The following is a 23,957-nucleotide window of genomic DNA, read 5'->3' on the forward strand; positions in this document are numbered from 1 at the left end:
GAGAAAAGGATTTCTTGAAGAAGACAAAAAGAGGAAAGTTTTAAAACTTTCCTCTTTTTTATATAATATACTTGGTTAGTTATTTTAACGTGTATGATTTTGGTGCTTCTTCTACTTTTTTTGCTCTGACTACGAAATAAAGACCAACTAAAATAAAAGGTATGCTCAGCCATTGTCCTGTAGATAGGGCATCCCCTAAAGCATCTTCAAAACCACCTTGACTCTTTTTAACACTCTCTACGATAAATCGAACAATAAATATCAACATCATATACATACCAAAAAGGAATCCTCTATTGTTTCTTTTGTCCGTTTTCCAATAAATAAACCAAAGAATCAAGGATACAAAGATATATCCAAAAGCTTCGTATAATTGAGCAGGATGTCTATAAGGAATCGCTTCTAAAAGGTTTGCGAATTTAGGATTATTTACTACTGCAGAATAGGCATCATTTACATTTTTAATTCCAGTTTCTCTTATCACTTCTGCTTTACTTAGACCATCACGGATAAATTTTACACCAAATGGCGAATCTCCAGAAGGTTCTCCTATAATTTCTGAATTGAAAAAATTACCTAAACGTACAAAAATACCTCCAAATGCTGCAGGAATAGTTACTCTATCCATTACCCATAATGGGTGTTTTTTTAAGACGTTTTTAGAGTAATAATACATAGCAATGATAAAGGCGATGGCAGCGCCATGGCTTGCAAGTCCTCTAAAACCAATGAATTCAAACGCAGGATTAAACTTAAACGGTAAAATGATTTCAAGGAGATTGTTTCTGTAGTAGTCCCAATCATAGAAAAATACATGACCAAGCCTAGCTCCTAATAGTGTTCCTATGACAGCATAGATAAAAACAGAATCTAGTTTTTCCATAGAAATCTTTTCACGGATGTATATTTTTTTCATCAAATACCATCCTAGAGAAAAAGCAACAACAAACATTAGGCTGTAGAAACGAACGACAAAAAAACCAAGATCCAATCCTTCGATCGGATTCCAAACTATTTTAGAGAATATCATATAGAAATCTATTTTTCTAGGGTAAATATAGGTATTTAATTGAAGTCAAAATTATAATTGAAATAATATTGAGTTAAACTATCATATGATTGAGTTAACTTTTCTTTTTGCAGCAAGAATCAGGAACAGGATCATATCCGCTGCCTCCCCAAGGATGGCAACTAAAGATACGTTTTATAGCAAGTTTTCCACCCTTAATTAATCCGTGTTTTCGAAGCGCTTCTACACTATAATGAGAGCATGTTGGCTGATATCGACAAGTTGCAGGTGTTAATGGAGAGATGAAGTTTTGATAAAACTTAATCAATCCAATAAAAGGAGCTGTCAAAATTTTTCGCAACGTTATTCTAGCGCTCAAAATATATTAGTTAAGGGTAAAGCTGGTTCCTTCTCGACCATCTTTTAACTGAATCCCCATTGCTAGCAATTCATCTCTTATTTTATCACTAGTAGCAAAATCTTTGTTTGCTCTAGCTTCGGCTCTTAAATTGATTAACAATTCTACTGTGCTAGAAAGCTTATCGCTAATATCTGAAGATGCTTCATTAATATTTACTAGTCCTAAAACATCAAAGACAAAATCATTTATTTTTGTTCTAAGATTTTCATAATCCTCCTTAGAGATAGTAGCTTTTTCTTCTTTTACAGAATTGATGAATTTTACCGCTTCAAATAGTTTAGCTATCAAAATCGGACTATTAAAGTCGTCATTCATGGCGTCGTAACATTCTTTTATCCAATTTTGAACATCGAAACCATTGGTATTATCGCTGATTTTTAGATTTTCTAAGGTTTTAACGGATTCCATTAACTTGTAGAAACCTTTTTCAGAAGCTTCTAAAGCATCATTAGAAAAATCTAAAATGCTTCTGTAATGAGCTTGTAACATGAAAAAGCGCGCTACTGTTGGAGCAAAAGCTTTATTCAATTTATCACTCTCGCCACTAAATATTTCTGCTGGAGATAGAATATTTCCAGTGGATTTTGACATTTTTTTACCATCTAACGTCAACATGTTAGCATGCATCCAGTAATTTACTGGTGTTACTCCACAAGCGGCTTCTCCTTGGGCGATTTCACATTCGTGATGTGGGAATTTAAGATCCATTCCTCCGCCATGAATATCAAATTTTTCGCCTAAGTATTTTGTGCTCATTACGGTGCATTCTAAATGCCATCCTGGGAAACCGTCACCCCAAGGTGATGGCCATCTCATAATATGTTTAGGTTCTGCTTTTTTCCATAAGGCAAAATCTTGTGGATTTTTTTTATCACTCTGAGCAGTCAATTCTCGAGTATTAGCAATCATGTCTTCTAGATTGCGGCCACTTAATTTTCCGTATTGATTAGTTTCGTTAAATTTCTTTACATCAAAATATACAGATCCGTTAACTACATAAGCAAATCCGTTATCAATAATAGTTTTAATAATCTCAATTTGCTCCACGATATGACCAGTAGCTGTAGGTTCTATACTCGGTGGAATGTTGTTGAACTTTGCTAAAATATTATGAAAATCTAATGTGTAACGTTGTACAATTTCCATGGGTTCTAGCTGTTCTAAACGTGCTTTTTTAGCAACTTTATCTTCACCTTCATCAGCATCATTTTCTAAATGACCAGCATCTGTGATATTACGAACATAACGTACTTTATATCCTAGGTGTTTTAAATATCTATATACTAAATCAAAAGAAATAAATGTTCTGCAATTCCCTAAATGTACGTTACTATAAACAGTAGGTCCACAAACATACATGCCTATGTTTCCTTCTGTTATAGGAATAAATACCTCTTTCTGACTAGAAAGAGAGTTGTAAATTTTAAGTTCCTGAGTTTTGTACAACGGAGTTGCTACCATAATTTTGATTGTGCTTATTGTGATTGATTAATAAATGTGGATTAAAATCTAGTGTCTAATTTAATGTAGTCTAAAAATTCTCTACGAACAGATTCTTCTTTGAATTTACCTCCAAATTCGCTAGTAACCGTACTACTTTCGATATCTCTAATTCCTCTAGAGTTTACGCATAAGTGTTTTGCATCTATCACGCAAGCGACATCTTTAGTGTTTAGTACTACCTGAAGATCCTGAACTATCTGCATCGTCAAACGTTCTTGAACCTGTGGTCGTTTTGCATAATAATCCACGATACGATTCATTTTTGATAGGCCAACAACGGTACCGTTAGAGATATAAGCTACATGTGCTCTTCCTATAATGGGGAGTAGGTGGTGTTCGCAAGTAGAATAAACAGTAATGTTTTTTTCAACAAGCATTTCACCATATTTGTAGTTATTGTCAAAAGTAGAGGCTTCTGGTTTTCGCTGCGGGTGTAAGCCTGCGAAAATTTCATTTACAAACATTTTTGCAACTCGTTGTGGAGTTCCACTTAGACTATCATCATCAAGATCTAATCCTAAGGTTTCCATAATGTGTCTTACATCTTCTCTAATCAAAGCGATTTTTTCTTTATCACTTAATTTAAAAGCATCTTCTCTTAGAGGTGTAGTTGCGCTAGTAGCTACATGATTATCACCTAGCGCTTCAATAGCTTCAAGGGCCTTGTCTATCTTCACAAGTTCAAATTTTTGTTATTACTTCAAGAATTATAATCGTACACTTGTGTTTGCAAATGTTTATTATCTAAAATTGAAAGAAGATTACTTGTACTTACAATTTTAAGGTATTCTTTTTTTAATTTCCTACATTTTATAATCAAGTTAAATTCTAAAAATTGTAATTCAAAAGAAATCAATTATAAAACAGGCTGCAAAGATACAATTTTGTCTTTTTACTTAGTAAAAGCTATGTTAACAATTATAAATATTCTTGTGGTTTTCTAGACACTTTCTTAAAAATTAGTAAATTTAATTCCTACACAAGAAAATAGACTAACCTACGTTATATAAAATATGTCAAAATTACTACCTCAAATCTTATTTTATTTTGCGCTATTTGGCCTTTGTGGTCAATATGTCAATGCTCAGGATTTTGATACTGCCTGTCAGAATTCTCAACCCTTTTGTTCTGATGAATCATTAGAACTTACTTTTCCTAATACAACTGGTGATATCAGTGGGCTGGGAGAAGTTGGGTGTTTAAATACTACTCCAAACCCTTCTTGGTATTTTATTCTCATAGATGAACCTGGCGAATTAGTCTTTGATATTCGTCAATGGGTAGATGCTGATGGAGATAGTCGTTTAGATCGTGATGAACGACAGTTAGATGTTGATTTTATCGCGTGGGGACCATTCCAGACATCTTTTATTATCGATTGCGAAGATCAGCTTTCTCGTGGATGTGACCTTAATGGAGATGGTGAGAATATACGACCAGCAGAATGTGTGAACAATGCAGATGAGCCAGATTTTTATATTAATGATGAGGATAATACAAATATTGTAGATTGTAGTTATGCAAGAACCTCAGATGATAATTTTATAGAGACTTTTACGATTCCTGATGCTCAAACAGGCGAGTTTTATATTGTGTTAATCACAAATTTCGCTGATGAAGCAGGAGTGATTCAATTAGAGCAGACCAATCTTGGTGAAGATGGAGCAGGAACTACGGATTGTAGTGTGTTGGAACCTGGGATACCACAAGATAGAATTGCCACGTGTGGAGAGTTTCCTTTAACAATAGAAGGTAGGTTTCCAGCAAGTTCAGGTCCTCCTGCGGTTCCAGCTGCGGTAACATTTCAATGGGCTAGAGCAGATTTAGGAGATACTAATTTTGTGGATATACCTGGAGCTACATTTCCTTTTTATGATAATGTTACTTCAAATGGGGTTTATCAACTGAGGGGTTTTGATTCAAACGGTATCGAAGTGCCAGACTCACCAGATCAGGTATCTGTATTAGATGTTTCGCAAATAGCTTTTCAGGTAGATTATACTATAACAGAAGAATCTTTTTCAGGGTTTTATACACTTACTGCAGAGGTATCTACAGATCCTATAGTAGAGGCGGAAGGCTTTACCGACTTTGAATACCGATTGGACAGAGATATTAATATGGATGGAGTGTTTGTTGAGTATAGAGAATATCAATCATCACCCGTTTTTGAACAGGTTCCTCCTGGAGATTATAGAATCGTTGCTAGATATGCAAACTGTCCAGATAATGAAAGAACCTCAGTGGATATTATGATTCTGGGATACCCTAAATATTTTACACCTAATGGAGATGGTTTTCATGAAACATGGAACCTTATAAATCCAGAAGATCAACCTACTCCCGCTTTAGTGTATATTTTTGACAGACACGGTAAATTGTTAAAACAATTAAATCCAACTGGGCCTGGTTGGGATGGAACCTATAATGGAAATTTAATGCCTTCTTCTCAATATTGGTTTAGAGTAGAATTTAATGAGCAATCGGATCGGGATCCGAATAGAGGTAGAAGAACTTTTTCTGGAAGTTTTTCTCTAATTAGATAAGAAATAAAAAAGGAGTTGATGATAATCAACTCCTTTTTTATTTTGCGACTTTATATCTTTTATAAATTGAGACTGAGTGTAAATGTAAGGTTGTCTCTATAACTATCTACAAAAGCAAAATTGGTGAACGAAGAATTTGGATAAAATTGCTGGTTTCGTTGTTGCTCGGAATAGTCATAGGCTACATCAAATTTAACTTTCCCAAAATTATAACCAATACCAAGAGATAGACCAGTTCTATCTCCGAGAGTTATTTCGTCCTGATATGGACTTTCTTCGTAGCTGTAACCACCTCTAAAACTCCAGTTTCCATTTCTTAATTCTCCTCCAATTCTAAGAGTAGAAGCTCCTTGTAAAGTATTTTCTATTTCTCTGTTCAAATCTGAAAAATCATCAAATCCATCTGAATCAAATTCAGTTGATCCATAATTTTTGTATGAATAATCCAGGCTAATAAGACCTCGTTTTCCAAATAAGATAGCAACACTTCCAGTTGCTCTTGCAGGAGTTCGTAATTGATACTCGGGAAAAATATTGATTACATTAGGGTCGACAACATTAATATTTCCTGTCGTGTTAACCGTTCTAACGCGTTGCGAAGTCTCTTCTTCAATATAATACCATGTTGGTGACTCGAAGGAAGCTCCTAATCTTAAACGATTAGATACTTTTAAAATTCCACCTACTTGTGCAGAAAATCCCGCACCAATGGTAGATAATCTATTAGTAAAAGAGATTTCATTTATACTACTTCCAGCATTATTATTGAATTCATCAAATATGGTAACTCTATCATAATTGATAAAATGTGAATTTAAATTGAATCCCAAATGGAATCTTTCGTGTATTTGCATTCCTGCATTTACGGTAAACTTACCATTAAGTCCTGTGCTTTCGTAATAATAATCTTGATCAACCGGATTGTTGATGTCTGTAACTACAGCAGAAGAATAATTTACATTATCAGGATCACTTGGGTCATCTGCGATTATGATACCACTTTGATTTCCTAAAAAAGCTTGTTGATATCTAAAACCATTATTGCCACTATTTTCACCAAGATCTATATAAACATCTTGGACGCTTTCATTTCCTGTAGTCGGTCCAACGATTGAAAGTGGCACACCTTGAGCCTGTGCTACAAAATATTCGGCAATCGAACTGTTACTACTTCCAAAAGCAAATAATTCTTCAGCAAAATCGGTTGTTTGGTCATAAGCAATTCCTAATGATATTCTGCCAATTTTGGAGGATTCATTTCTGTTATTGTATACAAAAACAGCTCCTAATTGATTAAAATTTAGATTAGTAAAAGAGGATTCGTTAAAACCATTTAGATAGCTTACATCATTTTGAATATTAGATGATGAAAGTGTAATAGATCCTGATGAGTTAAGAAATACAGCAGAGCCTGCAGGGTTGATTTGCAAGGCAGAAAGATCGCCACCTAAAGCTCCAAATGCTCCACTCATTCCTCTAAAGCGAGCGGTTCCTAAAATTTCTTGTTGAGAAAATCTAACCGCATCAGTGATATCCTGCGCATTTGTTAAAGAGAAGGACAATATGCTTATAATTAAAAATATCTTTTTCATATATGGATTCGATAAATAAGAGAAACTCTTAATTATTTATATATAACAAGTAGATACGATCAAGATATTAGTAGGGTATTAAAATGCTATAAATATCTTGATCGAATAAACTGTATTATAATGTAATGGGTTTATTTGTTATAAATGAAATTAAGTAGAGGTAACTACTTGTGTTGTATTATCTTCTTCCACCACGACTTCTTCCGCCACGGCTACCACCTCTTGATCCGCTGCTTCTAGATCCACCACTACTTCGGTAAGAACCAGAACTACGACTACTTCTTGAAGATCCTGAGTAACTTCTAGATCCAGAACTTCTGGAGCTCCTAGAGCTTCCGCTATAGTTTCTTGATCGAGAACTACTTCTGTTAGGGCTAACAGATCTTGATCTTGAGTAATTTCCGTTATTAGAGGATCTAGTTCTTCCAGAGTATGTGGAAGTTCTTGTACGTCTATTATTGTTAGCAGAAATTCTTCTCCTATTGTTATAAGAACTTCTGTTGTTATAATTTCGGCTTCTGGATCTATTATTAAAAGATCTAGATCTTGCATTGTAAGCGCTTCGGCTTCTGAAATTACTAGCGTAAGCATTTCTAAAGCCACGATTTCTAAATCCTCGATTGTATGCTATTCTGTTACGTCCATAAAAACCATATCCGTAGTTGTAATAAGGAGGACACCAGAATCCACCGCCATACCAGTATGGGTTACCCCATCCGAATCCAGCATTCCAGCCCCAGTTGTTCCATCCCCATCCAAATCCAGGACCCCAACCGGCATTCCAACCCCAAGAGTTGAATCCCCAGTTGTTCCATCCCCATCCAATACCAGGACCCCAGGCATTCCAACCCCAGTTATTCCATCCTGTATTAATGATGTTGACAGATACTTCGTCATAATCACTACCCCATGTAGGTTGACCACCTTCATAGTTTAAAGCTACACCAGTAGTGTCTGCTGGATTGTAATTATCACTAGAATAAGAATCTATATCAGTAAAAATCGCATCTTGTTCAATTACATTGTCAATCTGAGCAGATTTTTCTGAAAAATAATTAGAATAATAATTTGAATTAGATTGTGGTGTGGTTTCAGTTGGTTGAGGTTCATAGTTCCTTTGGCTTCTTGCTTCACCATAAATACCATCATCATACGATACATATTCATACGAGCCACAAGATGTCAACATAAGAACAGAGACTACTAGGAAAGTCCCCACAGCTCCATTTTTTTGAAAATAATTTTTAAGTCGCATATCTCCTTATTTTATTGTTGAACAATACAAATTTAGTTAGTTTTGCGCTAACTATTTTTTATTTAACAAAGTCACAACATTTGTGCCAAATAGCAAGTTATGAGCAAAAATCTAACGAAACGTAGTGAAGATTATTCTAAATGGTATAACGAATTAGTCGTAAAGGCTGATTTAGCTGAGAATTCAGCGGTAAGAGGGTGTATGGTAATTAAGCCCTATGGGTATGCAATTTGGGAGAAAATGCAGGCTGAATTGGATAAAAAATTTAAAGAAACAGGTCATCAAAATGCATATTTTCCTCTTTTTGTGCCTAAAAGTCTCTTTGAAGCAGAAGAAAAAAATGCAGAAGGGTTTGCAAAAGAGTGTGCTGTAGTTACCCATTATAGATTAAAAACAGATCCAGACGATGCTTCGAAATTAATAGTGGATCCAAACGCAAAATTAGAAGAAGAACTTATAGTACGTCCTACTTCTGAAGCTATAATTTGGAATACCTATAAAGGTTGGATACAGTCTTATAGAGATTTGCCGATATTAGTGAATCAATGGGCAAATGTAGTAAGATGGGAGATGAGAACACGTTTATTTTTGAGAACGGCGGAATTTTTATGGCAGGAAGGACATACGGCTCATGAAACAAGACAAGAGGCTATTGCAGAAACGGAACAAATGAACAACGTATATGCAGATTTTGTTGAAAATTTTATGGCGATTCCTGTTGTAAAAGGAAGGAAGACAGAGAGCGAACGTTTTGCGGGTGCTGAGGATACTTATTGTATCGAAGCGTTAATGCAAGATGGAAAAGCACTACAAGCTGGAACCTCTCATTTCTTAGGGCAAAACTTTGCAAAAGCTTTTGATGTGAAATTCACCTCTAAAGAAGGAAAGCAAGATTATGTTTGGGCAACTTCTTGGGGAGTTTCGACAAGATTAATGGGGGCGTTGATTATGACGCATAGTGATGATAATGGGTTGGTTTTACCTCCTAATTTAGCTCCAATTCAAGTGGTTATTGTACCTATTTATAAAGGAGAGGATCAGTTAGATCAGATTTCGGAAGTGGCAAATCAGTTAGTTGCAGATTTAAGAGCTAAGGGGATTTCGGTAAAATTTGATAATCGAGATACACATAGGCCTGGAGCAAAATTTGCGCAGTATGAATTACAAGGAGTGCCTTTGCGCATTGCGATAGGACCTAAGGATTTGGAAAAAGGAACTGTGGAGCTTGCTCGTAGAGACACATTGTCAAAACAGTTTGTACAAAAGGATGATGTTGTTAACACCATCGAAGCTTTATTAGTGGAAATCCAGGAAAGTTTACATTTAAAAGCAACTCAGTATAGAGATAGTCATATTACTGAAGTAAATTCTTTTGAAGAGTTTAAAGAAGTTTTAGAGAATAAAGGAGGGTTTATATCTGCTCATTGGGATGGTACAGCAGAAACAGAACAAAAGATAAAAGAGCTAACAAAAGCTACTATACGTTGTATTCCTTTTGATGCGAAAGAAGAAAATGGTGTTTGTGTGTATAGCGGAAACCCTTCTAAAGTAAGGGTGTTATTCGCAAAAGCATATTAATTTTAGAAAAAAATAAAATAACACTTGCGCCATTAAAAAATAGTTGTATTTTTGCATCCGCAATTAGGCAAACAACTATGGCCCGTTCGTCTATCGGCTAGGACGCCAGGTTTTCATCCTGGTAAGAGGGGTTCGATTCCCCTACGGGCTACGAATAAAAAAATAATTGCAAGTTTAGAGTGAAAGCTATAAATTTGCATTCCTTGAAAAAGGAAAATGGCCCGTTCGTCTATCGGCTAGGACGCCAGGTTTTCATCCTGGTAAGAGGGGTTCGATTCCCCTACGGGCTACGAATTTTTAGAAGAAAGAATTTTAATAGAGAAAAGATGGCAAATCATAAGTCAGCATTAAAAAGAATTAGAAATAGTGAGACTAAGCGTCTTAGAAATAAGTATCAGCATAAAACTACACGTAATGCTATAAAGAAATTACGTGAAGCTGATAAGAAAGAAGCTGAAGCGTTATTTCCTTCTGTAGTTTCTATGATTGATAGATTAGCTAAGCGTAATATCATTCATGATAATAAAGCTGCTAATTTAAAATCAAAGTTAGCGAAGCACGTAGCAGCTCTTTAATATAAAGAGAATTCTTAAAAAGAAATTGTAGCCTCTTCATTTTTGAAGAGGTTTTTTCGTTTTATATAATCAAAAAACGTAACCAGATTTTAAGAACTATCGTCTTAACTATAAAAGATAAGAAATGAATTCTAAGTTTTTATATTTTCTGGAGTTAGCTTCTCGATGGTATGTTTTTGCATTGCTTACTGTATATGGATTAGGGAAGTTATTAGGTGGGCAATTTTACAGAAAAGGTAATTTGCCAGATGAGATAGCTAATATTCCATTATCAGAAGTTGGTGGTTTTGATTTAGCATGGTCTTTTATGGGGTATTCATATGCTTATATCTTATTTATAGGTGTTTCTCAGCTGATCGGAGCGGGTTTATTGTTGTTTGAAAGAACTAAACTGTTTGGTGTTTTTGTTTTGATTCCTGTTTTGTTAAATATTATAGTATTCGATGCGATCTTTTTTGATACCTATGGCGCAATGGCAAGCGCAATACTGTACTTTCTTTTACTTGTTTTGGTGTTGGTGTTGAATAAGGAGAGATTGATTAAAATTATTCGTTTAATTGGTTTGCGTCAATCTTTTGGGGCAAAACAAAATTGGTTGCATACAGTTGGTTTTGTTTTTCTGTTACTGCTATTGTTTTTTGGTATTGATCAATTTTTTGTAAACGTCTTAGGGTATTAGTTGTTCTTGTTTTTCTCTTCAATCCACCTCGACATGAATTCGGTACTTCGTATTGTGTGATATTGTAACATCGAGCCAATAAAATTTGAAGCACGGTGATTTTCTAGGTTTTTTTGAATGTTTTTAATACTTTTTATGAAAGGTGTACCTAGTTTTTCCTTGTGAAATCGGGTATTTATAATTTCAATTCCATTTTGTTGTGCTTGATGCCAAATGTTTTTATTGTTGTATAGTGTTACAGCTGCTTTGGCAAACTCCTCAGGATTGTCTTTAATAAAACCATTCCAGTCTGTATCGTCATTAAGCATTCCTTCGGATCCTATTTGTGTGGTAATACTTGGTGTGCCACAAAGCATAGCTTCTGCAAGTTTGCCTTTGATTCCTGCTCCAAAACGTAATGGTGCTAGGCATACTTTCGCGTCTTTCATAACTTCTTTAGAGTCTTTTGCCCATCCTTTTATAAGGAAGCCTTGTTGTTCGTTATGTAGTTGTGTTGCTTTTGGAGGCGGATAGGCGCCGTAGATATGCAATTCGGCAGTTGGTAATTTCTTTTTTATTAGGGGCCAAATGGTTTCTTTTAGATATAAAACACTGTTCCAGTTAGGTTCGTGACGAAAATTCCCAATGGTTATAAAATGATTTCTGTCTTCATAAGAAGGCCAGTTTTTTTTAGATTCAATATTTATTGGATCCAATAAGAAGGGTAAATAGTATAAAATATTTTGTGGAATGTTAAATTCTGTTTTTAAGATATCTATTTCTGTATCTGAAATAATGAGAGATTGGTCACATCTGTATATACTCGCAATTTCTCTTTTCGTAATGTCGTTTTTCTTTACGTCTAAAAAATTAAAAGCTTTCTTATTTTTAAATAGCTCTTGTCTGGATTTTCTTAGGCTATGTAAGTCTTCTGTATTTAATATTTTAAGTGCTTCTGGAAGTTGTTTGGATACTCTCCATCCAAATTGTTCTTCGGTCATAAACCTATCGAATAAAACAATATTTGGTTGCAAAGAGAGTAGGAAATCATCAAAGCTCTTATCGTTGATGAGAATAGTAGCTTTTTTTACCCCAAGACTTTCTATGTTATGCATATGCTCACTTGCTGAGGCTGCGCTAGCAAAGGTGATGTTCCATTTATGAGATAAGAATAGTTGTATTAGTTGGAGCATTCTTATGCCAGCTGCTGATGAATTAGGCTCAGGCCATACACTTCCAATAATTAGTATCTTATTCATTGTCTTATTGTAATCGTAGAGTTTGCGTTTTGATTAAAAAAAGAAAAGCCTCAGGAATTCTGAGGCTTTTGGTATTTGTTGAAAAATGGATTAAGATAATTTAGAAAATAAAGCTTCCATTTTTTCTTTTTCTTCTTGTGCTAATGCTTGGTCTACCAGTATACGTCCACTGTGCTCATCGGTAATGATCTTCTTACGAGAAGCAATCTCCATTTGTACTTGTGGAGGAATAGTGAAAAATGAACCTCCCGATGCTCCACGCTCGATAGGTACGACTGCTAGTCCGTTTTTTACATTTTTTCTAATTCTTTTGTAAGCGGAAACAAGTCTTTCTTCTATGTTGTTCTGAAAATCTTCTGATTTAGCTATTAATGCCTGCTCTTCTTTTTCAGTTTCAGCTAAGATTGCATCAAGTTCACCTTTTTTGTGTGCAAGATGTTTATTTCTTTCAGTAAGGCGCTCCTTTGTCTGATCAATGATTTCGTTTTTCTGAATGATCTGAGCTTTAAATTCCTTGATGTGCTTTTCAGACAATTGAATTTCTAATTCTTGAAATTCTATTTCCTTGCTTAGAGAATTATATTCACGGTTGTTACGAACATTCTTTTGTTGTTCGCCGTACTTTTTGATTAAGGATTTTGCTTCTTCGATTAGATTTTTCTTCGACTTAATACCATCATCTATGTTTTCAAGATCTGTATTTAGTTTTTCTAATCTCTTATTTAATCCGGCTACTTCATCTTCAAGATCTTCTACCTCTAATGGAAGTTCTCCACGTACATTTCTGATCTCATCAACTCTAGAGTCAATTAATTGCAAATCATATAGTGCTCTTAATTTTTGCTCAACAGTAACTTCTTTCTTTGCCATATTTTATATGTATTGAATTGGATTGGTGTTTTTATCCGATAAAATGATTGCAAAATTACTGATTTTTTTTCTAAGATAGCTAACAATTAAGTTTTTTGTGTACTGTTCGCTTTCATAATGACCAATATCTGCAAGAATCAATTTATTTTCGGCTTCGTAAAACTGATGATATTTGAGATCGGCGGTGATAAAGATATCCGCTCCTGCGGATTGTGCGTTTCTTATTGCAAAACTACCGCTTCCTCCTAAAACGGCAACTTTTTTTATAGGTTTTCCTAATAGTGCAGAGTGTCTTACACATCCTGTTTTGAAAGTGGTTTTTACGTGCTTTAAAAAAGCTGTTTCTTCCATCTCTTCTTTCAATTCTCCGATCATCCCCATTCCGATATGTTGGTTTGTATTCTCTAATGAGGTTACTTCATAAGCAACTTCTTCATAAGAATGATTTTCAAAAAGAGCTTTTAGAATTTTACATTCACAATGTTTTGGGTATGTTATTTGGATTTGGGTTTCTTTTTCTTGATGTGTTTCTCCTAATTCACCTACGGATGGATTAGCATTCTCCAAGGCTCTAAAAGTTCCTAATCCTTCAGAAGAAAAACTGCAATTATCGTAGTTTCCAATTGTTCCTGCTCCTGCTTCAAATAATTTAGATTTTAATGTGTCTGCTTCTTTTATTGGTGCGAAAGTGGTTAGTTTTTTGATCGTACCTTTTTGGGGAATAAGAATTTTCCTGTTGATCAGTTGTAATTGTTCACAAATCATATCATTAACACCTTGTAATGCATTATCAAGGGCTGTGTGAATTGCAAAAATTGCAATATCATGTTTGATCGCTTTCATTACTACTCGCTCTACATAATTATTTCCATTAAATTTTTTGATTCCTTTAAAAACAATCGGATGAAAACTAACAATCAGATTGCAATTTTTTTCAATGGCTTCGTCAATAATTATTTCTAAAGTATCAAGTGTAACTAAGACACCGGTTACTTCTGTGTTTTTGTCTCCTACTAATAGTCCTACATTGTCGAAATCTTCGGCATAGCTAGTAGGAGCCATGTTTTCAAGGTGTTGTATTACCTCTTTTATTTGCATCAAAATATGTTTTTAAATATCTATTATGGAATGTAAAAAAACTTTTAAGAATAATCAAAGTTTCAATGGTGTTTTAATTTTATCCGCTAAGAAATGTTTTTCATTTATAGGAACTTACCAAAAGTTTTGTAACGCCTAATTTCGTTTTATACATTTGCCAATAATGCTTTATTAATAAAATCGTTACATTTTTCCTTTTGAACTTTTTAAGAAAAATACTTTTACCTATTGTTCCGATATACTTTGTTGTTACCTGGTTGAGGAATAAGTTATATGATTATGGGATTAAAAAATCTACGAGTTATGATTTTCCTGTTATAGCTGTCGGAAATTTAAGTGTTGGAGGAACTGGTAAGTCGCCAATGGTAGAATATCTTATCAGGTTGTTACAAGATAAGGTGGTGCTAGCCACTTTAAGTAGAGGTTATAAACGGGAAACAAAAGGTTTTCAGTTAGTAAAAACTTCGGCTACTGTTAAAGAAGTTGGAGATGAACCATTGCAGTTTAAAAAGAAATTTTCTGAGGTGTTAGTTGCTGTTGATGTAGATCGACGTAATGGAATTGCTAACATAAAAAAACAAGTACCCAATCCAGAAGTTATTTTGTTAGATGATGCTTATCAGCATCGTAAGGTAAAAGCGGGTATGTATATTTTGCTGAGCTCCTATTACGATTTGTATTGTGATGATATTGTGTTGCCAACTGGTAACTTAAGAGAACCTCGGAGTGGGGCGGATAGGGCAGATGTAATAGTGGTTACAAAATGTCCTAATCATCTTAATGAAGAAGAACAAAAAGCAATTAAAGATAAACTAAAGGTTAAACCTTCGCAACTGGTTCTATTTGCAACTATAAATTATGGAGATTTTATTATGAATACTTCGGATACGAAGTCTATTCAAAATATGAAAAACACTCCTTTTACACTTGTAACAGGAATAGCTAATCCTAAACCGCTGATAACATATTATTCCGAATTGGGATTAGAATTTACTCATATTAATTATCCAGATCATCATAATTTTTCAGAACAAGATATTGATAGTTTAAAAGCACATCCTTTTATCGTAACTACAGAAAAGGATTATGTAAGGTTGGTACCTCACCTTTCTTCAGAATCTCTTTGGTATCAACCTATAGAGATGCAGTTTATTAATGGTCAGGAGAAGTTTGATGATTATATCATTTCCTTCATAAAAAAATGAGACCTTCTATAAGATCTCATTTTATATATTTTGGCTAACTCAACAACAAAGAAAAAGGTTTCTATGTTATGTTAGTAATATCAATAGATGTGCCAAACTTTAAGTTGCAGTTTGTTTTTCGGATAATGCTTTGTGTAATTTTGTAAAGAACTCTTCTGTTTTATAAGGTTTAGGAATAATATCATTAAAACCATTATTGTAAAACTCATCTAAATTATCGTCTAATGTTACTGCTGTAAGGGCTACTATAGGAATCTTAGTATTAAATTCTCTAATTTGTTTTGTAGCTTCGATTCCACTTATGCCTGGCATGTGTATGTCCATTAGGATTAAATCAAAATCGTTATCTTTTGTTTTATTAATGGCAATATTTCCATTGTCTGCTACATCACAAATCATCTTATTTTTTTCTAAGATTTTTCTAGTAATAAGTTGATTTATCTTATTGTCTTCTACTACTAGAACCCTTTTGTCAACCATAATATTATAGTCAATCTTTTTGGCCTCTTCCTGATAGTTAGAAACAACGTCTTCAAATACTTCGAATTTCAAGTCAAAATGAAATCTTGATCCTTGTCCTAATTCGCTTTCTAACTTAATTTCACTGTCCATTAGCGAAAGTAAATTTTTAACGATGGAGAGTCCTAAACCAGTACCTCCAAATTTTCTATTAATTTGAACAGATCCTTGTGTAAAATTTTCAAAAATACTCTGTTGTTTTTTATCAGAGATACCAACACCATTATCCTTAATTTCAAAATTTAGGAACACTTTATTTTCAATACGATTGATCATTTTTACAGTAATCCAAATATCTCCATTCTGAGTGAACTTAATGGAATTACCTATCAGATTGATTAGGATCTGAGAAATTTTTAATGGATCACCTTTCAGCTTGGCTGGGATTGATTTGTCAAATTCGTAGTGTAGTTTATTATTTCTGTCTTTGGCAGATTTGCCAAGAGCTATCAATACGTCGTTAATTCTCTTTTGTAGATTAAATGAAGTGTTCTCAATCTCTACTTTGTTGGCTTCTAGTTTGTTGAGATCTAGTATGTTGTTTATTAAAGATAGTAGGTATTCTCCAGAGAACTTTAAGGAGTTTAAATGCTCTTTTTGATTAGGAGTAGGGCTTTCTTCTAATAATAAATGTGTTAAGCCTGTAACTGCATATAGCGGAGTTCTGAGCTCATGTGTAATAGTTGATAAGAACTGAACTTTAGCTTCGCTAGCTCTTTCCGCATTTTCTTTTGCTAAGATTAATTCGGTGTTTTTATTTTGCAAAAGCTCGTTTGCTCTCGCTCTTAAATTATTGTTTTTATATAAGGAAAGAGTAAGTAGAGATAGAATAGTAATTAAAGCGATACTTAAAATAGTAGTTAGTCTTCCTAGTTTTAAAGATTTTTGCTGTTGTTTGTTCTCTTCTTTAAGCTCTTCTATTTCAAATTTTTCATCTTCAATATTAAATTTGGCTCTTGCGTCTTGTGCAATGATTTCCTTATTGACGTTAAAAAGAGAATCTTTAAATCTCTCATGAGATCTTAGATTAATTAATGATGTTTCAAATTCTCCTTTTTCCTGAAAAATTCTGCTATTTAGTTCTAAGCTTTCGGATTGTATTTCTAAGAAGCCCATTTTTGCTCCTATGTTCATCGCGAGCTCATTTGTGCTCACAGCATCATCTAATAATCCGAGCATCATTTGAGCTTTAGCTTTTCCAATATAAAGTTTGGCTTTATGGTAGGATTGCTGTAAGGATTCTATCTTTGGCAAACCATTATTGAAATAACTTATAGCTGATTCTGGTTCATTCATTTCCAGTGACAATAGTCCAAAATTTATTTGTATTGGACCTTCTAACTCTTTTAGATTGTTTTTTTCTGTCAAAGAAGCAGATAAATCAAGATGTTTTTTGGCATTTTCGAATTCTTTCAATTTGGTAAGAATAGATCCGCATACATTATAAGAATTCGCTAGTGCAATTTCATTTTCGAGTTTAGTTTGTATTTCTATTGCTTTTTTTATTTGTTCTTTGGCGCTGTTTAAATCACCTAATTCTAAATATAATTCAGCAAGTACTCGATTAGTTTGGGCTATATATTGAATGTCCTGACTTTCTATGGCAAGTTCTTTAGCTTTACTTATGTTTTGTAAAGCGTTTGCTAATTTATCAGTGTTTATCGCTTCAGAAGCATTGATGAGATAATTTTCAATAGAATCTTTTATTGCAATATTTTTCTCTGTTTCTTCGGATTGCGAATACGCATAGAAACAACAATTGAATAAAAATATAAGTATAAAATGTTTGATTTGGTAAGGCATTTTCCTTGTTATAACTCAACTAATATAGTTATTTCTTAGAAATGTTAATAATTAAATCAATTATTCTATTGCTATATCCTATTTCGTTATCATACCAGCCAATAATTTTCACCATTTTTCCTATAACAGATGTCATTAGCGAGTCAAATACACAAGAATGTGAGTTACCAAGAATATCTACTGATACGATAGGGTCTTCTGTATAAGCTAATATCCCTTTAAGATCAGATTGAGCCGCTTTTTTAAAAGCCGTATTAATTTCTTCTATCGAGGTTTCTTTTTTTACATTAAAGGTGATATCCGTCAGAGATCCATCCGGAACTGGTACTCTTATTCCGCATCCACCAATTACATCGCTCAGATCAGGAAAAACCTTGGTAAGGGCTTTAGCAGCACCAGTTGTTGTAGGAACTATAGATTGACTGGCGGCTCGGGCGCGTCTAAGATCTCTATGCGGTTGATCATGTAGGCTTTGATCGGTGGTGTAACTGTGAATTGTGGTAATATATGCTTGTTCAATTCCGCAAAGTTCATTTATTACCTTAATCATCGGCGCAGCGTTATTTGTAGTGCAAGATGCATTGGAAATAATCGTTTCTGTACCATCTATTAAATCATCATTTACTCCAAGTACAATCGTTTTTACAGAGTCTTCTAAAGGTGGTGCAGATAATATAACTTTTTTGGCACCAGCAGCTACATGTTGCATAGCAAGCTCTCTAGTCTTAAATTTACCAGTGGCTTCAATTACTATATCTACGTTGTAATCTTTCCAATTACAATCAGCAGGTTGTTTTGCATTTAATAAAGGAATGGATAAATCATCTACTATAATATGACTATTATTATGAGAAACGTTTTCTTGTAACACTCCGTGAATACTATCATATTTGAGTAAATGACTAAGCGTTTTGCTGTCTGCAAGGTCATTTATAACTACAACATCAATATTAGGGTTCTTAAGCAATAGTCTAAACAGGTTACGACCAATTCTCCCGAATCCATTAATGGCTATTCTTATAGGTATATTCATTAATTCTTAAGTAAAGAAAAGAAGTTAGGTAAGGTGTTTTTGTGCCTTGTAGGAAGATCGAACTAGTGCTCCGCTTTCTACATGTCTGAATCCCATTTCTAATCCAATCTGTTCATATTTTTTGAATTGATCAGGAGTAATGAACTGTTTTACTGGCAAGTGCTTTTTACTAGGTTGTAAGTATTGTCCAATAGTTACAATATCTAAGTTTACAGTTCTCAAGTCTTTTAGAACTTGGATTACTTCTTCTTCCGTTTCTCCTAGCCCTAACATAATTCCACTTTTAGTGCGATTAATACCGTTGTCTTTTAGGTATTTTAAAACTTGTAAACTTTGTTCGTACTTAGCTTGTATACGAACCTCTCTAGTTAACCTTTTTACCGTTTCCATATTATGAGAAACAACTTCTGGCTTAACATTTACAATACGATCAATGTTTTTTGTTTTTCCTTGAAAATCAGGAATTAGAGTTTCTAAAGTTGTATGTGGGTTAAGTCTTCGAATTGCCTGAATAGTCTCAGCCCATATAATAGATCCTCCATCTGCTAAATCGTCTCTATCCACAGATGTAATCACTGCGTGTTTGATATCCATTAGTTTAATAGAGCGGGCAACTTTTTCTGGCTCTTCCCAATCCACAGTCTCTGGTCTTCCAGTTTTTACACCACAAAATCCACAAGAGCGAGTGCAAATATTACCAAGTATCATAAAAGTAGCGGTTCCTTCGCTCCAGCATTCTCCCATATTAGGGCAGCTACCAGAAGTACAGATGGTATGTAAATTATATTTGTCTACAAGTCCTCTAAGTTCGGTATACTTTTTTCCAGTAGGCAATTTTACACGTAGCCATTTTGGTTTTCCCTTGGGTGGTGCTACTGCGGTCACTTCATTATTCATACTAAGCAATATTTTAGGCAAAAATACGAAGAAAGCTTCTATAAAAATAGGGTTTTTGATTTTCTTGGGACTTTACTAAGAAAGACTCTAAAAGATAGAGAGATTTAAATGTAGACAGAAAATTTGTAAGAAATCACCGTGTTCTCGAAAAAAAAGCATACAATTATTGAGTATATTTTCTGTTAATAGTATATTAAGGATTAAAATCTTCTCAATTTTTTGCAAAAGGGAATTTTTGGAAAAAAAAGAGAGATTTTTTCAACTAACTAATTGCCGAAAATTATGGTCTTTGAAAATATTGTAAATTTCTGTAAATCAATGTTTTGAATCAATAATAGTTTGATTTTGTAGGAATAAAAAGGGATTTATTCTTATTAAAATTGCGGTAAAACCGTAATTTTAATAAGGTTTTTATAGCTTTATATGAATTCTTTTCCTATTTTTGATGTACATAATTTTTAGTAGAAATACTTTAGGTCATGGTTAAAATTAGCTTAACCCCATTTTTTAGTCATTAAAAAAAAGTTAAAAAACCAATTAAAAATGTCAAAAGAAGAATTAGAACAACAGAAACAACTGAAAAAAAACAGAAAGCGAGTAGAAAAATGGTTAATTAGTAATCAAAAATTTATTAATATAACCGGAATCGAAAAAGAGATATCAGCTCCTAAAGGACTGGTTCAGAAGTTTATTAAGTATGATAAAAAAATCAATGATAAATGGATAGAGCCTTTACACGGAGTTTTAAAGAAAATTTCCACTTTTAGTTTACGATAAAATAGGGAATTGTTTACTCTCATAATAATGAAAAGAATTAATCACTGCTAAAAATGGATTAATTCTTTTTTTTATTCGTGATGATTTCCGCCAAAAGCTTTCTAGCTCTTAACAGTTTTACTTTTACGTTGTTCATAGGCTCATCTAAAACTTCTGAAATTTCTTTATAACTTAATTCTTGGAAGTACCTTAAATTAATAACCTCTTGGTAATGAGGTTTAAGTTGTTTGATAAACCTAAGTAGTTGGGCAAGATTTTGCTCGGTAATTAATTTGTCTTCTGGAGTAGGAGCATCATCGATTATTTTATAAACAGAATCATCAACATCCGTTGTAGTTTTCGATCGTATGGAAGCGTTCTTTTTTCTGAGTAAATCAATATGAATATTTTTAGAAATCTGAATTAACCAAGTCTTAAAATTATACTCTTCTTTAAAAGTATCAATTTTATCAAAAGCTTTAGAGAAACTTTGTATAGTTATATCTTCAGACTCATATTCATTATTAGTTCTTTTAAGTTGAAAATTGAATACATCATTCCAATATGTGTCCAACAAATAATTAAAGGATGCTTGCTTTCCTTCTTTAGCTTTTTTAATATGCTCTAGTAATTCTATTGATTCGTTTTTCAATGAAGTGGTTTTGAAAAGAAGTGCTTTGTTATTTATTTAGCATGTTCAGTTTCATTGCAATTAGCATATTGATCTGGTGTTTTACCGCAAAGTGAACAAGACTCACCTTCCTTATTCAGAAAAGGACTTTGACTAGCGCATGTTCCTGCAAATTTTCCATCTTTCTTCGCCCATAATTTAATAGCAATCCCAGCAAAAGCAACTAATAAAAGTGCTACGGTAAGTAATACTAATTTCATAATTAAATATGTTCCTTAATTTGGTACAAAGATACGAAGAAAAACAGCTTAAAATGAGAATTTAAGAAAATTAGAAGTGCTATTTTTATAAGGATTTTGCTATTTAATAATATTTACTTCGGTTTCTAAAGAAATATCAAATTTTTGCCGTACAGTTTCTTTTATTTTTAAGGATAGTTCTAGTATTTCTTTTCCAGTAGCATTATTGTGATTTACTAATACAAGTGCCTGTTTGCTATGAACTCCTGCGTCTCCCCAGCGTTTTCCTTTAAAGCCACTTTGCTCTATCAGCCAACCTGCAGGGACTTTAATATGTTTTTCATCAACTTTATACGAAGGAATAGTAGGGTAGGTGTTTTGTAAAACAGTAAAAGCAGTAGAAGAAATCACCGGATTTTTAAAAAAACTACCACTATTTCCTATTTCGGATGGATCTGGAAGTTTACTTTTTCTAATGCTTATCACTGCTTCAGCGATATCTTTAATTGTAGGTTTGGTACAATTTTTATCCTTTAACGCTGCCTCAATGGCTCCATAACTAGTGTTTAAGAGATGTTGAGCTGTAGTTAACTCAAAAGTTACCTTAGTGATAATATAAGTTCCTTTTAATTCATTTTTAAAAACAGAGTTTCTGTAGCCAAAATTACAATCTTGTTTTGTAAAGATTCTTTTTTCTTTTGTTTGGGTATGAATAGCCTCACAGCTTACGAAGTTATCTTTTAATTCTACTCCATAAGCTCCTATATTCTGAATCGGAGCACTACCTACATATCCTGGAATTAAAGAGAGGTTTTCAAGTCCTCCGTATCCCTTATCGATACAGAATTGTACAAAATCATGCCAATTTTCTCCAGCATTTGCAGATACTAAAACTGTATTATCGGTTTTTTCTGTAACAGAAATACCAGATATGGAAATGTGTAGAACAGTTGCGTCAATATCTCGAGTGAGTAACATATTGCTTCCTCCACTAAGAATAAAAATGTCTTCATCTTTACAAAGAGTCAATGCTTCATAAAGTTCCTCTTCGGAGTTTATTGAAATGAACTTTTTTGCTTTTACATCTATTCCGAATGTGTTGTACTTTTTAAGAGATTTCTGATGTTCTATCTTCAAAAAACAAGAATTTTAAAGTTGTATGAATTTTAATTATGTGAAAGATATAACTATTTATAGTTTTATAAACTAACTTTTTCTTCTGTTGGTACAAAAGATTTCTTATCCATATATTTTTCCAATCCCAGTTTTAGAATATTTACAGCTTTTTTTAGATCTCTCCTGTTAAGTACATATGCAATTCTTACCTGATTTAACCCTTGATTTGGGCTAGAATAGAATCCAGAAGCAGGTGCTAGCATTACTGTTTCATTATTCACATGAAATTCATCAAGTAACCATTTAGCAAAATCATCGGCGTCTTTGATGGGTAATTCAACAATACAGTAAAAAGCTCCACGAGGAGTAGCTACCTGTACGCCTGGAATATTCTTCAGACCTTCAACCAAAGTATCTCTACGCTCTTTGTATTTTGCTACCGTTTCTTTATAATATGATTCTGGTGCTTCTAAAGCAGCTTCACTAGCTATTTGTGCCAATGTTGGTGGACTTAATCTAGCTTGTGCGAATTTCATAGCTGTCTGCATCACATCTTTATTTTTACTTACCAAACAACCTATGCGAGCTCCGCACATACTGTATCGTTTAGAAACAGAATCAACTACTATAGCATGATCATTAAGGGATCTTTCTTGAAGAATTGAGTAGTGTTCTGAGTCGTCATAAACGAATTCTCTATATACTTCATCTGAAATTAAAAATAAATCATATTTAATTGCTAAGGCCGCTAGATCTTTTATTTCTTCTTTGCTATATAAATATCCTGTTGGATTACCTGGATTACAAATTAAAATAGCTTTGGTTTTTGGTGTGATAAGTTTTTCAAACTCTTGAATAGGAGGTAATGCAAAACCATTCTCTATTTTAGAGATTACAGGTACAACTGTCACTGTTGATTGTGTAGAAAAACTATAATAATTTGCATAAAAAGGTTCTGGAACAATAATTTCATCTCCCGGATCGGTAATACTACCCATCGTAAAAATTAATGCTTCACTACCACCAGTGGTGATCAGAATATCTTCTGATGATATCGTAATATCATGTTTTGCATAATAACCAGCAAGCTTATTTCGAAAACTTTCAAAACCGGCTGAATGACTGTAAGCAAGAACATCTAATTTGTGTTCTCTGACCGCTTTCATTGCTTCTATAGGTGTTTTTATATCTGGTTGACCTATGTTAAGATGGAAAATATGTTTCCCTTCTTTTACCGCTTTTTCTGCAAAAGGAGCAAGTTTCCGAATCGGTGATTCTGGCATTGCTTTTCCTTTACTTGATATTACAGGCATTCTATTTAAATTTATAAAGTAAAATAGCGGTAAATTTCTTAAATTATTTAGGATTTAAGTTAATTATTATCAGGAATTTTC

The 23,957-nt window shown here is 33.5% G+C and carries 22 protein-coding genes and 2 tRNA genes; 8 read left to right on the forward strand and 16 right to left on the reverse strand.

Features of this window, described 5'->3' with window-relative positions; all coding sequences use genetic code 11:
• Positions 1-79: 79 nt before the first annotated feature.
• The 4 genes from lgt to folE all read right to left on the reverse strand — a co-directional run bounded on the left by lgt (position 80) and on the right by folE (position 3,610).
• Positions 80-1,030, reverse strand: a complete 951-nt coding sequence (gene lgt / locus ACWNT5_RS08030; RefSeq protein ID WP_456517055.1) for a prolipoprotein diacylglyceryl transferase — start codon at positions 1,028-1,030, stop codon at positions 80-82.
• A 94-nt stretch (positions 1,031-1,124) separates the two neighbouring features.
• Entirely contained in the window at positions 1,125-1,370 is a 246-nt protein-coding gene (yidD, locus tag ACWNT5_RS08035; protein ID WP_456517188.1) for a membrane protein insertion efficiency factor YidD, read from the reverse strand.
• A 24-nt stretch (positions 1,371-1,394) separates the two neighbouring features.
• Positions 1,395-2,891: a cysteine--tRNA ligase gene (gene cysS / locus ACWNT5_RS08040; protein WP_299608129.1), complete on the reverse strand. Its 1,497-nt coding sequence runs from the start codon at positions 2,889-2,891 to the stop codon at positions 1,395-1,397.
• A gap of 41 nt (positions 2,892-2,932) precedes the next feature.
• Entirely contained in the window at positions 2,933-3,610 is a 678-nt protein-coding gene (folE, locus tag ACWNT5_RS08045; RefSeq protein WP_299608126.1) for a GTP cyclohydrolase I FolE, read from the reverse strand.
• 336 nt (positions 3,611-3,946) lie between these two features.
• Between folE and ACWNT5_RS08050 the strand changes: the two genes are divergently transcribed.
• Positions 3,947-5,479 (forward strand): T9SS type B sorting domain-containing protein, encoded by a 1,533-nt coding sequence (locus ACWNT5_RS08050; protein ID WP_299608123.1) that lies wholly within the window; start codon positions 3,947-3,949, stop codon positions 5,477-5,479.
• Between the two features lie 59 nt (positions 5,480-5,538).
• Here ACWNT5_RS08050 and ACWNT5_RS08055 read toward each other — a convergent pair whose 3' ends face one another.
• Together ACWNT5_RS08055 and ACWNT5_RS08060 are read right to left on the reverse strand one after the other, a co-directional pair.
• Positions 5,539-7,071 (reverse strand): OmpP1/FadL family transporter, encoded by a 1,533-nt coding sequence (locus ACWNT5_RS08055; RefSeq protein WP_456517056.1) that lies wholly within the window; start codon positions 7,069-7,071, stop codon positions 5,539-5,541.
• 178 nt (positions 7,072-7,249) lie between these two features.
• A complete protein-coding gene (locus ACWNT5_RS08060; protein ID WP_456517057.1) occupies positions 7,250-8,326 on the reverse strand; it encodes a hypothetical protein in 1,077 nt (358 codons plus the stop codon).
• A 99-nt stretch (positions 8,327-8,425) separates the two neighbouring features.
• Here ACWNT5_RS08060 and proS point away from each other — a divergent pair, with 99 nt between their 5' ends.
• The 5 genes from proS to ACWNT5_RS08085 all read left to right on the forward strand — a co-directional run bounded on the left by proS (position 8,426) and on the right by ACWNT5_RS08085 (position 11,158).
• Positions 8,426-9,904 carry a proline--tRNA ligase gene (proS, locus tag ACWNT5_RS08065; protein ID WP_456517058.1) on the forward strand — a complete coding sequence of 493 codons (1,479 nt, stop codon included), beginning with the start codon at positions 8,426-8,428 and terminating at the stop codon, positions 9,902-9,904.
• A 79-nt stretch (positions 9,905-9,983) separates the two neighbouring features.
• Positions 9,984-10,055 (forward strand) — tRNA-Glu (locus tag ACWNT5_RS08070).
• A gap of 67 nt (positions 10,056-10,122) precedes the next feature.
• Positions 10,123-10,194: transfer RNA gene (locus tag ACWNT5_RS08075), tRNA-Glu, on the forward strand.
• Between the two features lie 36 nt (positions 10,195-10,230).
• Positions 10,231-10,479: a 30S ribosomal protein S20 gene (gene rpsT / locus ACWNT5_RS08080; protein ID WP_299611094.1), complete on the forward strand. Its 249-nt coding sequence runs from the start codon at positions 10,231-10,233 to the stop codon at positions 10,477-10,479.
• Between the two features lie 124 nt (positions 10,480-10,603).
• Entirely contained in the window at positions 10,604-11,158 is a 555-nt protein-coding gene (locus ACWNT5_RS08085) for a hypothetical protein (RefSeq protein ID WP_456517059.1), read from the forward strand.
• On the opposite strand, the gene ACWNT5_RS08090 is transcribed toward ACWNT5_RS08085, so the two are convergent.
• The 3 genes from ACWNT5_RS08090 to ACWNT5_RS08100 form a co-directional block, all read right to left on the reverse strand.
• Positions 11,155-12,396, reverse strand: coding sequence for a glycosyltransferase (locus ACWNT5_RS08090; protein WP_456517060.1), 1,242 nt, complete (start codon positions 12,394-12,396; stop codon positions 11,155-11,157). The two genes, ACWNT5_RS08085 and ACWNT5_RS08090, sit on opposite strands and share 4 nt — an antisense overlap.
• 90 nt (positions 12,397-12,486) lie before the next feature.
• Complete coding sequence (locus ACWNT5_RS08095; RefSeq protein WP_299611085.1) at positions 12,487-13,266, reverse strand: zinc ribbon domain-containing protein; 780 nt, start codon at positions 13,264-13,266, stop codon at positions 12,487-12,489.
• A 3-nt stretch (positions 13,267-13,269) separates the two neighbouring features.
• Positions 13,270-14,364, reverse strand: coding sequence for a Nif3-like dinuclear metal center hexameric protein (locus tag ACWNT5_RS08100; protein ID WP_456517061.1), 1,095 nt, complete (start codon positions 14,362-14,364; stop codon positions 13,270-13,272).
• Positions 14,365-14,561: 197 nt separating this feature from the next.
• Between ACWNT5_RS08100 and lpxK the strand changes: the two genes are divergently transcribed.
• Positions 14,562-15,569, forward strand: coding sequence for a tetraacyldisaccharide 4'-kinase (gene lpxK / locus ACWNT5_RS08105; protein WP_456517062.1), 1,008 nt, complete (start codon positions 14,562-14,564; stop codon positions 15,567-15,569).
• Positions 15,570-15,668: 99 nt separating this feature from the next.
• Here lpxK and ACWNT5_RS08110 read toward each other — a convergent pair whose 3' ends face one another.
• From ACWNT5_RS08110 to lipA, 3 genes are read right to left on the reverse strand one after another with little or no spacing between them, the layout of a single operon-like run.
• Positions 15,669-17,891: a response regulator gene (locus tag ACWNT5_RS08110; RefSeq protein WP_299611076.1), complete on the reverse strand. Its 2,223-nt coding sequence runs from the start codon at positions 17,889-17,891 to the stop codon at positions 15,669-15,671.
• 28 nt (positions 17,892-17,919) lie between these two features.
• Entirely contained in the window at positions 17,920-18,924 is a 1,005-nt protein-coding gene (gap, locus tag ACWNT5_RS08115; RefSeq protein ID WP_299611073.1) for a type I glyceraldehyde-3-phosphate dehydrogenase, read from the reverse strand.
• Positions 18,925-18,948: 24 nt separating this feature from the next.
• Positions 18,949-19,821, reverse strand: coding sequence for a lipoyl synthase (gene lipA, locus ACWNT5_RS08120; protein WP_299611071.1), 873 nt, complete (start codon positions 19,819-19,821; stop codon positions 18,949-18,951).
• Between the two features lie 543 nt (positions 19,822-20,364).
• On the opposite strand from lipA, the gene ACWNT5_RS08125 reads away from it, so the two are divergent.
• Positions 20,365-20,598, forward strand: a complete 234-nt coding sequence (locus ACWNT5_RS08125; RefSeq protein ID WP_299611068.1) for a hypothetical protein — start codon at positions 20,365-20,367, stop codon at positions 20,596-20,598.
• A 58-nt stretch (positions 20,599-20,656) separates the two neighbouring features.
• Here the strand turns inward: ACWNT5_RS08125 and ACWNT5_RS08130 are convergent, their stop codons facing one another.
• From ACWNT5_RS08130 to ACWNT5_RS08145, 4 genes are all read right to left on the reverse strand, one after another.
• Positions 20,657-21,229 (reverse strand): RNA polymerase sigma factor, encoded by a 573-nt coding sequence (locus ACWNT5_RS08130; RefSeq protein ID WP_299611065.1) that lies wholly within the window; start codon positions 21,227-21,229, stop codon positions 20,657-20,659.
• Positions 21,230-21,261: 32 nt separating this feature from the next.
• Positions 21,262-21,468, reverse strand: a complete 207-nt coding sequence (locus tag ACWNT5_RS08135) for a membrane or secreted protein (RefSeq protein ID WP_299611062.1) — start codon at positions 21,466-21,468, stop codon at positions 21,262-21,264.
• A 99-nt stretch (positions 21,469-21,567) separates the two neighbouring features.
• On the reverse strand, positions 21,568-22,584 hold the full coding sequence (gene murB / locus ACWNT5_RS08140) for a UDP-N-acetylmuramate dehydrogenase (protein WP_299611060.1): 1,017 nt from the start codon (positions 22,582-22,584) through the stop codon (positions 21,568-21,570).
• 62 nt (positions 22,585-22,646) lie between these two features.
• A complete protein-coding gene (locus tag ACWNT5_RS08145) occupies positions 22,647-23,876 on the reverse strand; it encodes a pyridoxal phosphate-dependent aminotransferase (protein WP_299903292.1) in 1,230 nt (409 codons plus the stop codon).
• Positions 23,877-23,957: the final 81 nt, after the last annotated feature.

This window comes from Aquimarina sp. 433 (genome assembly GCF_054054605.1).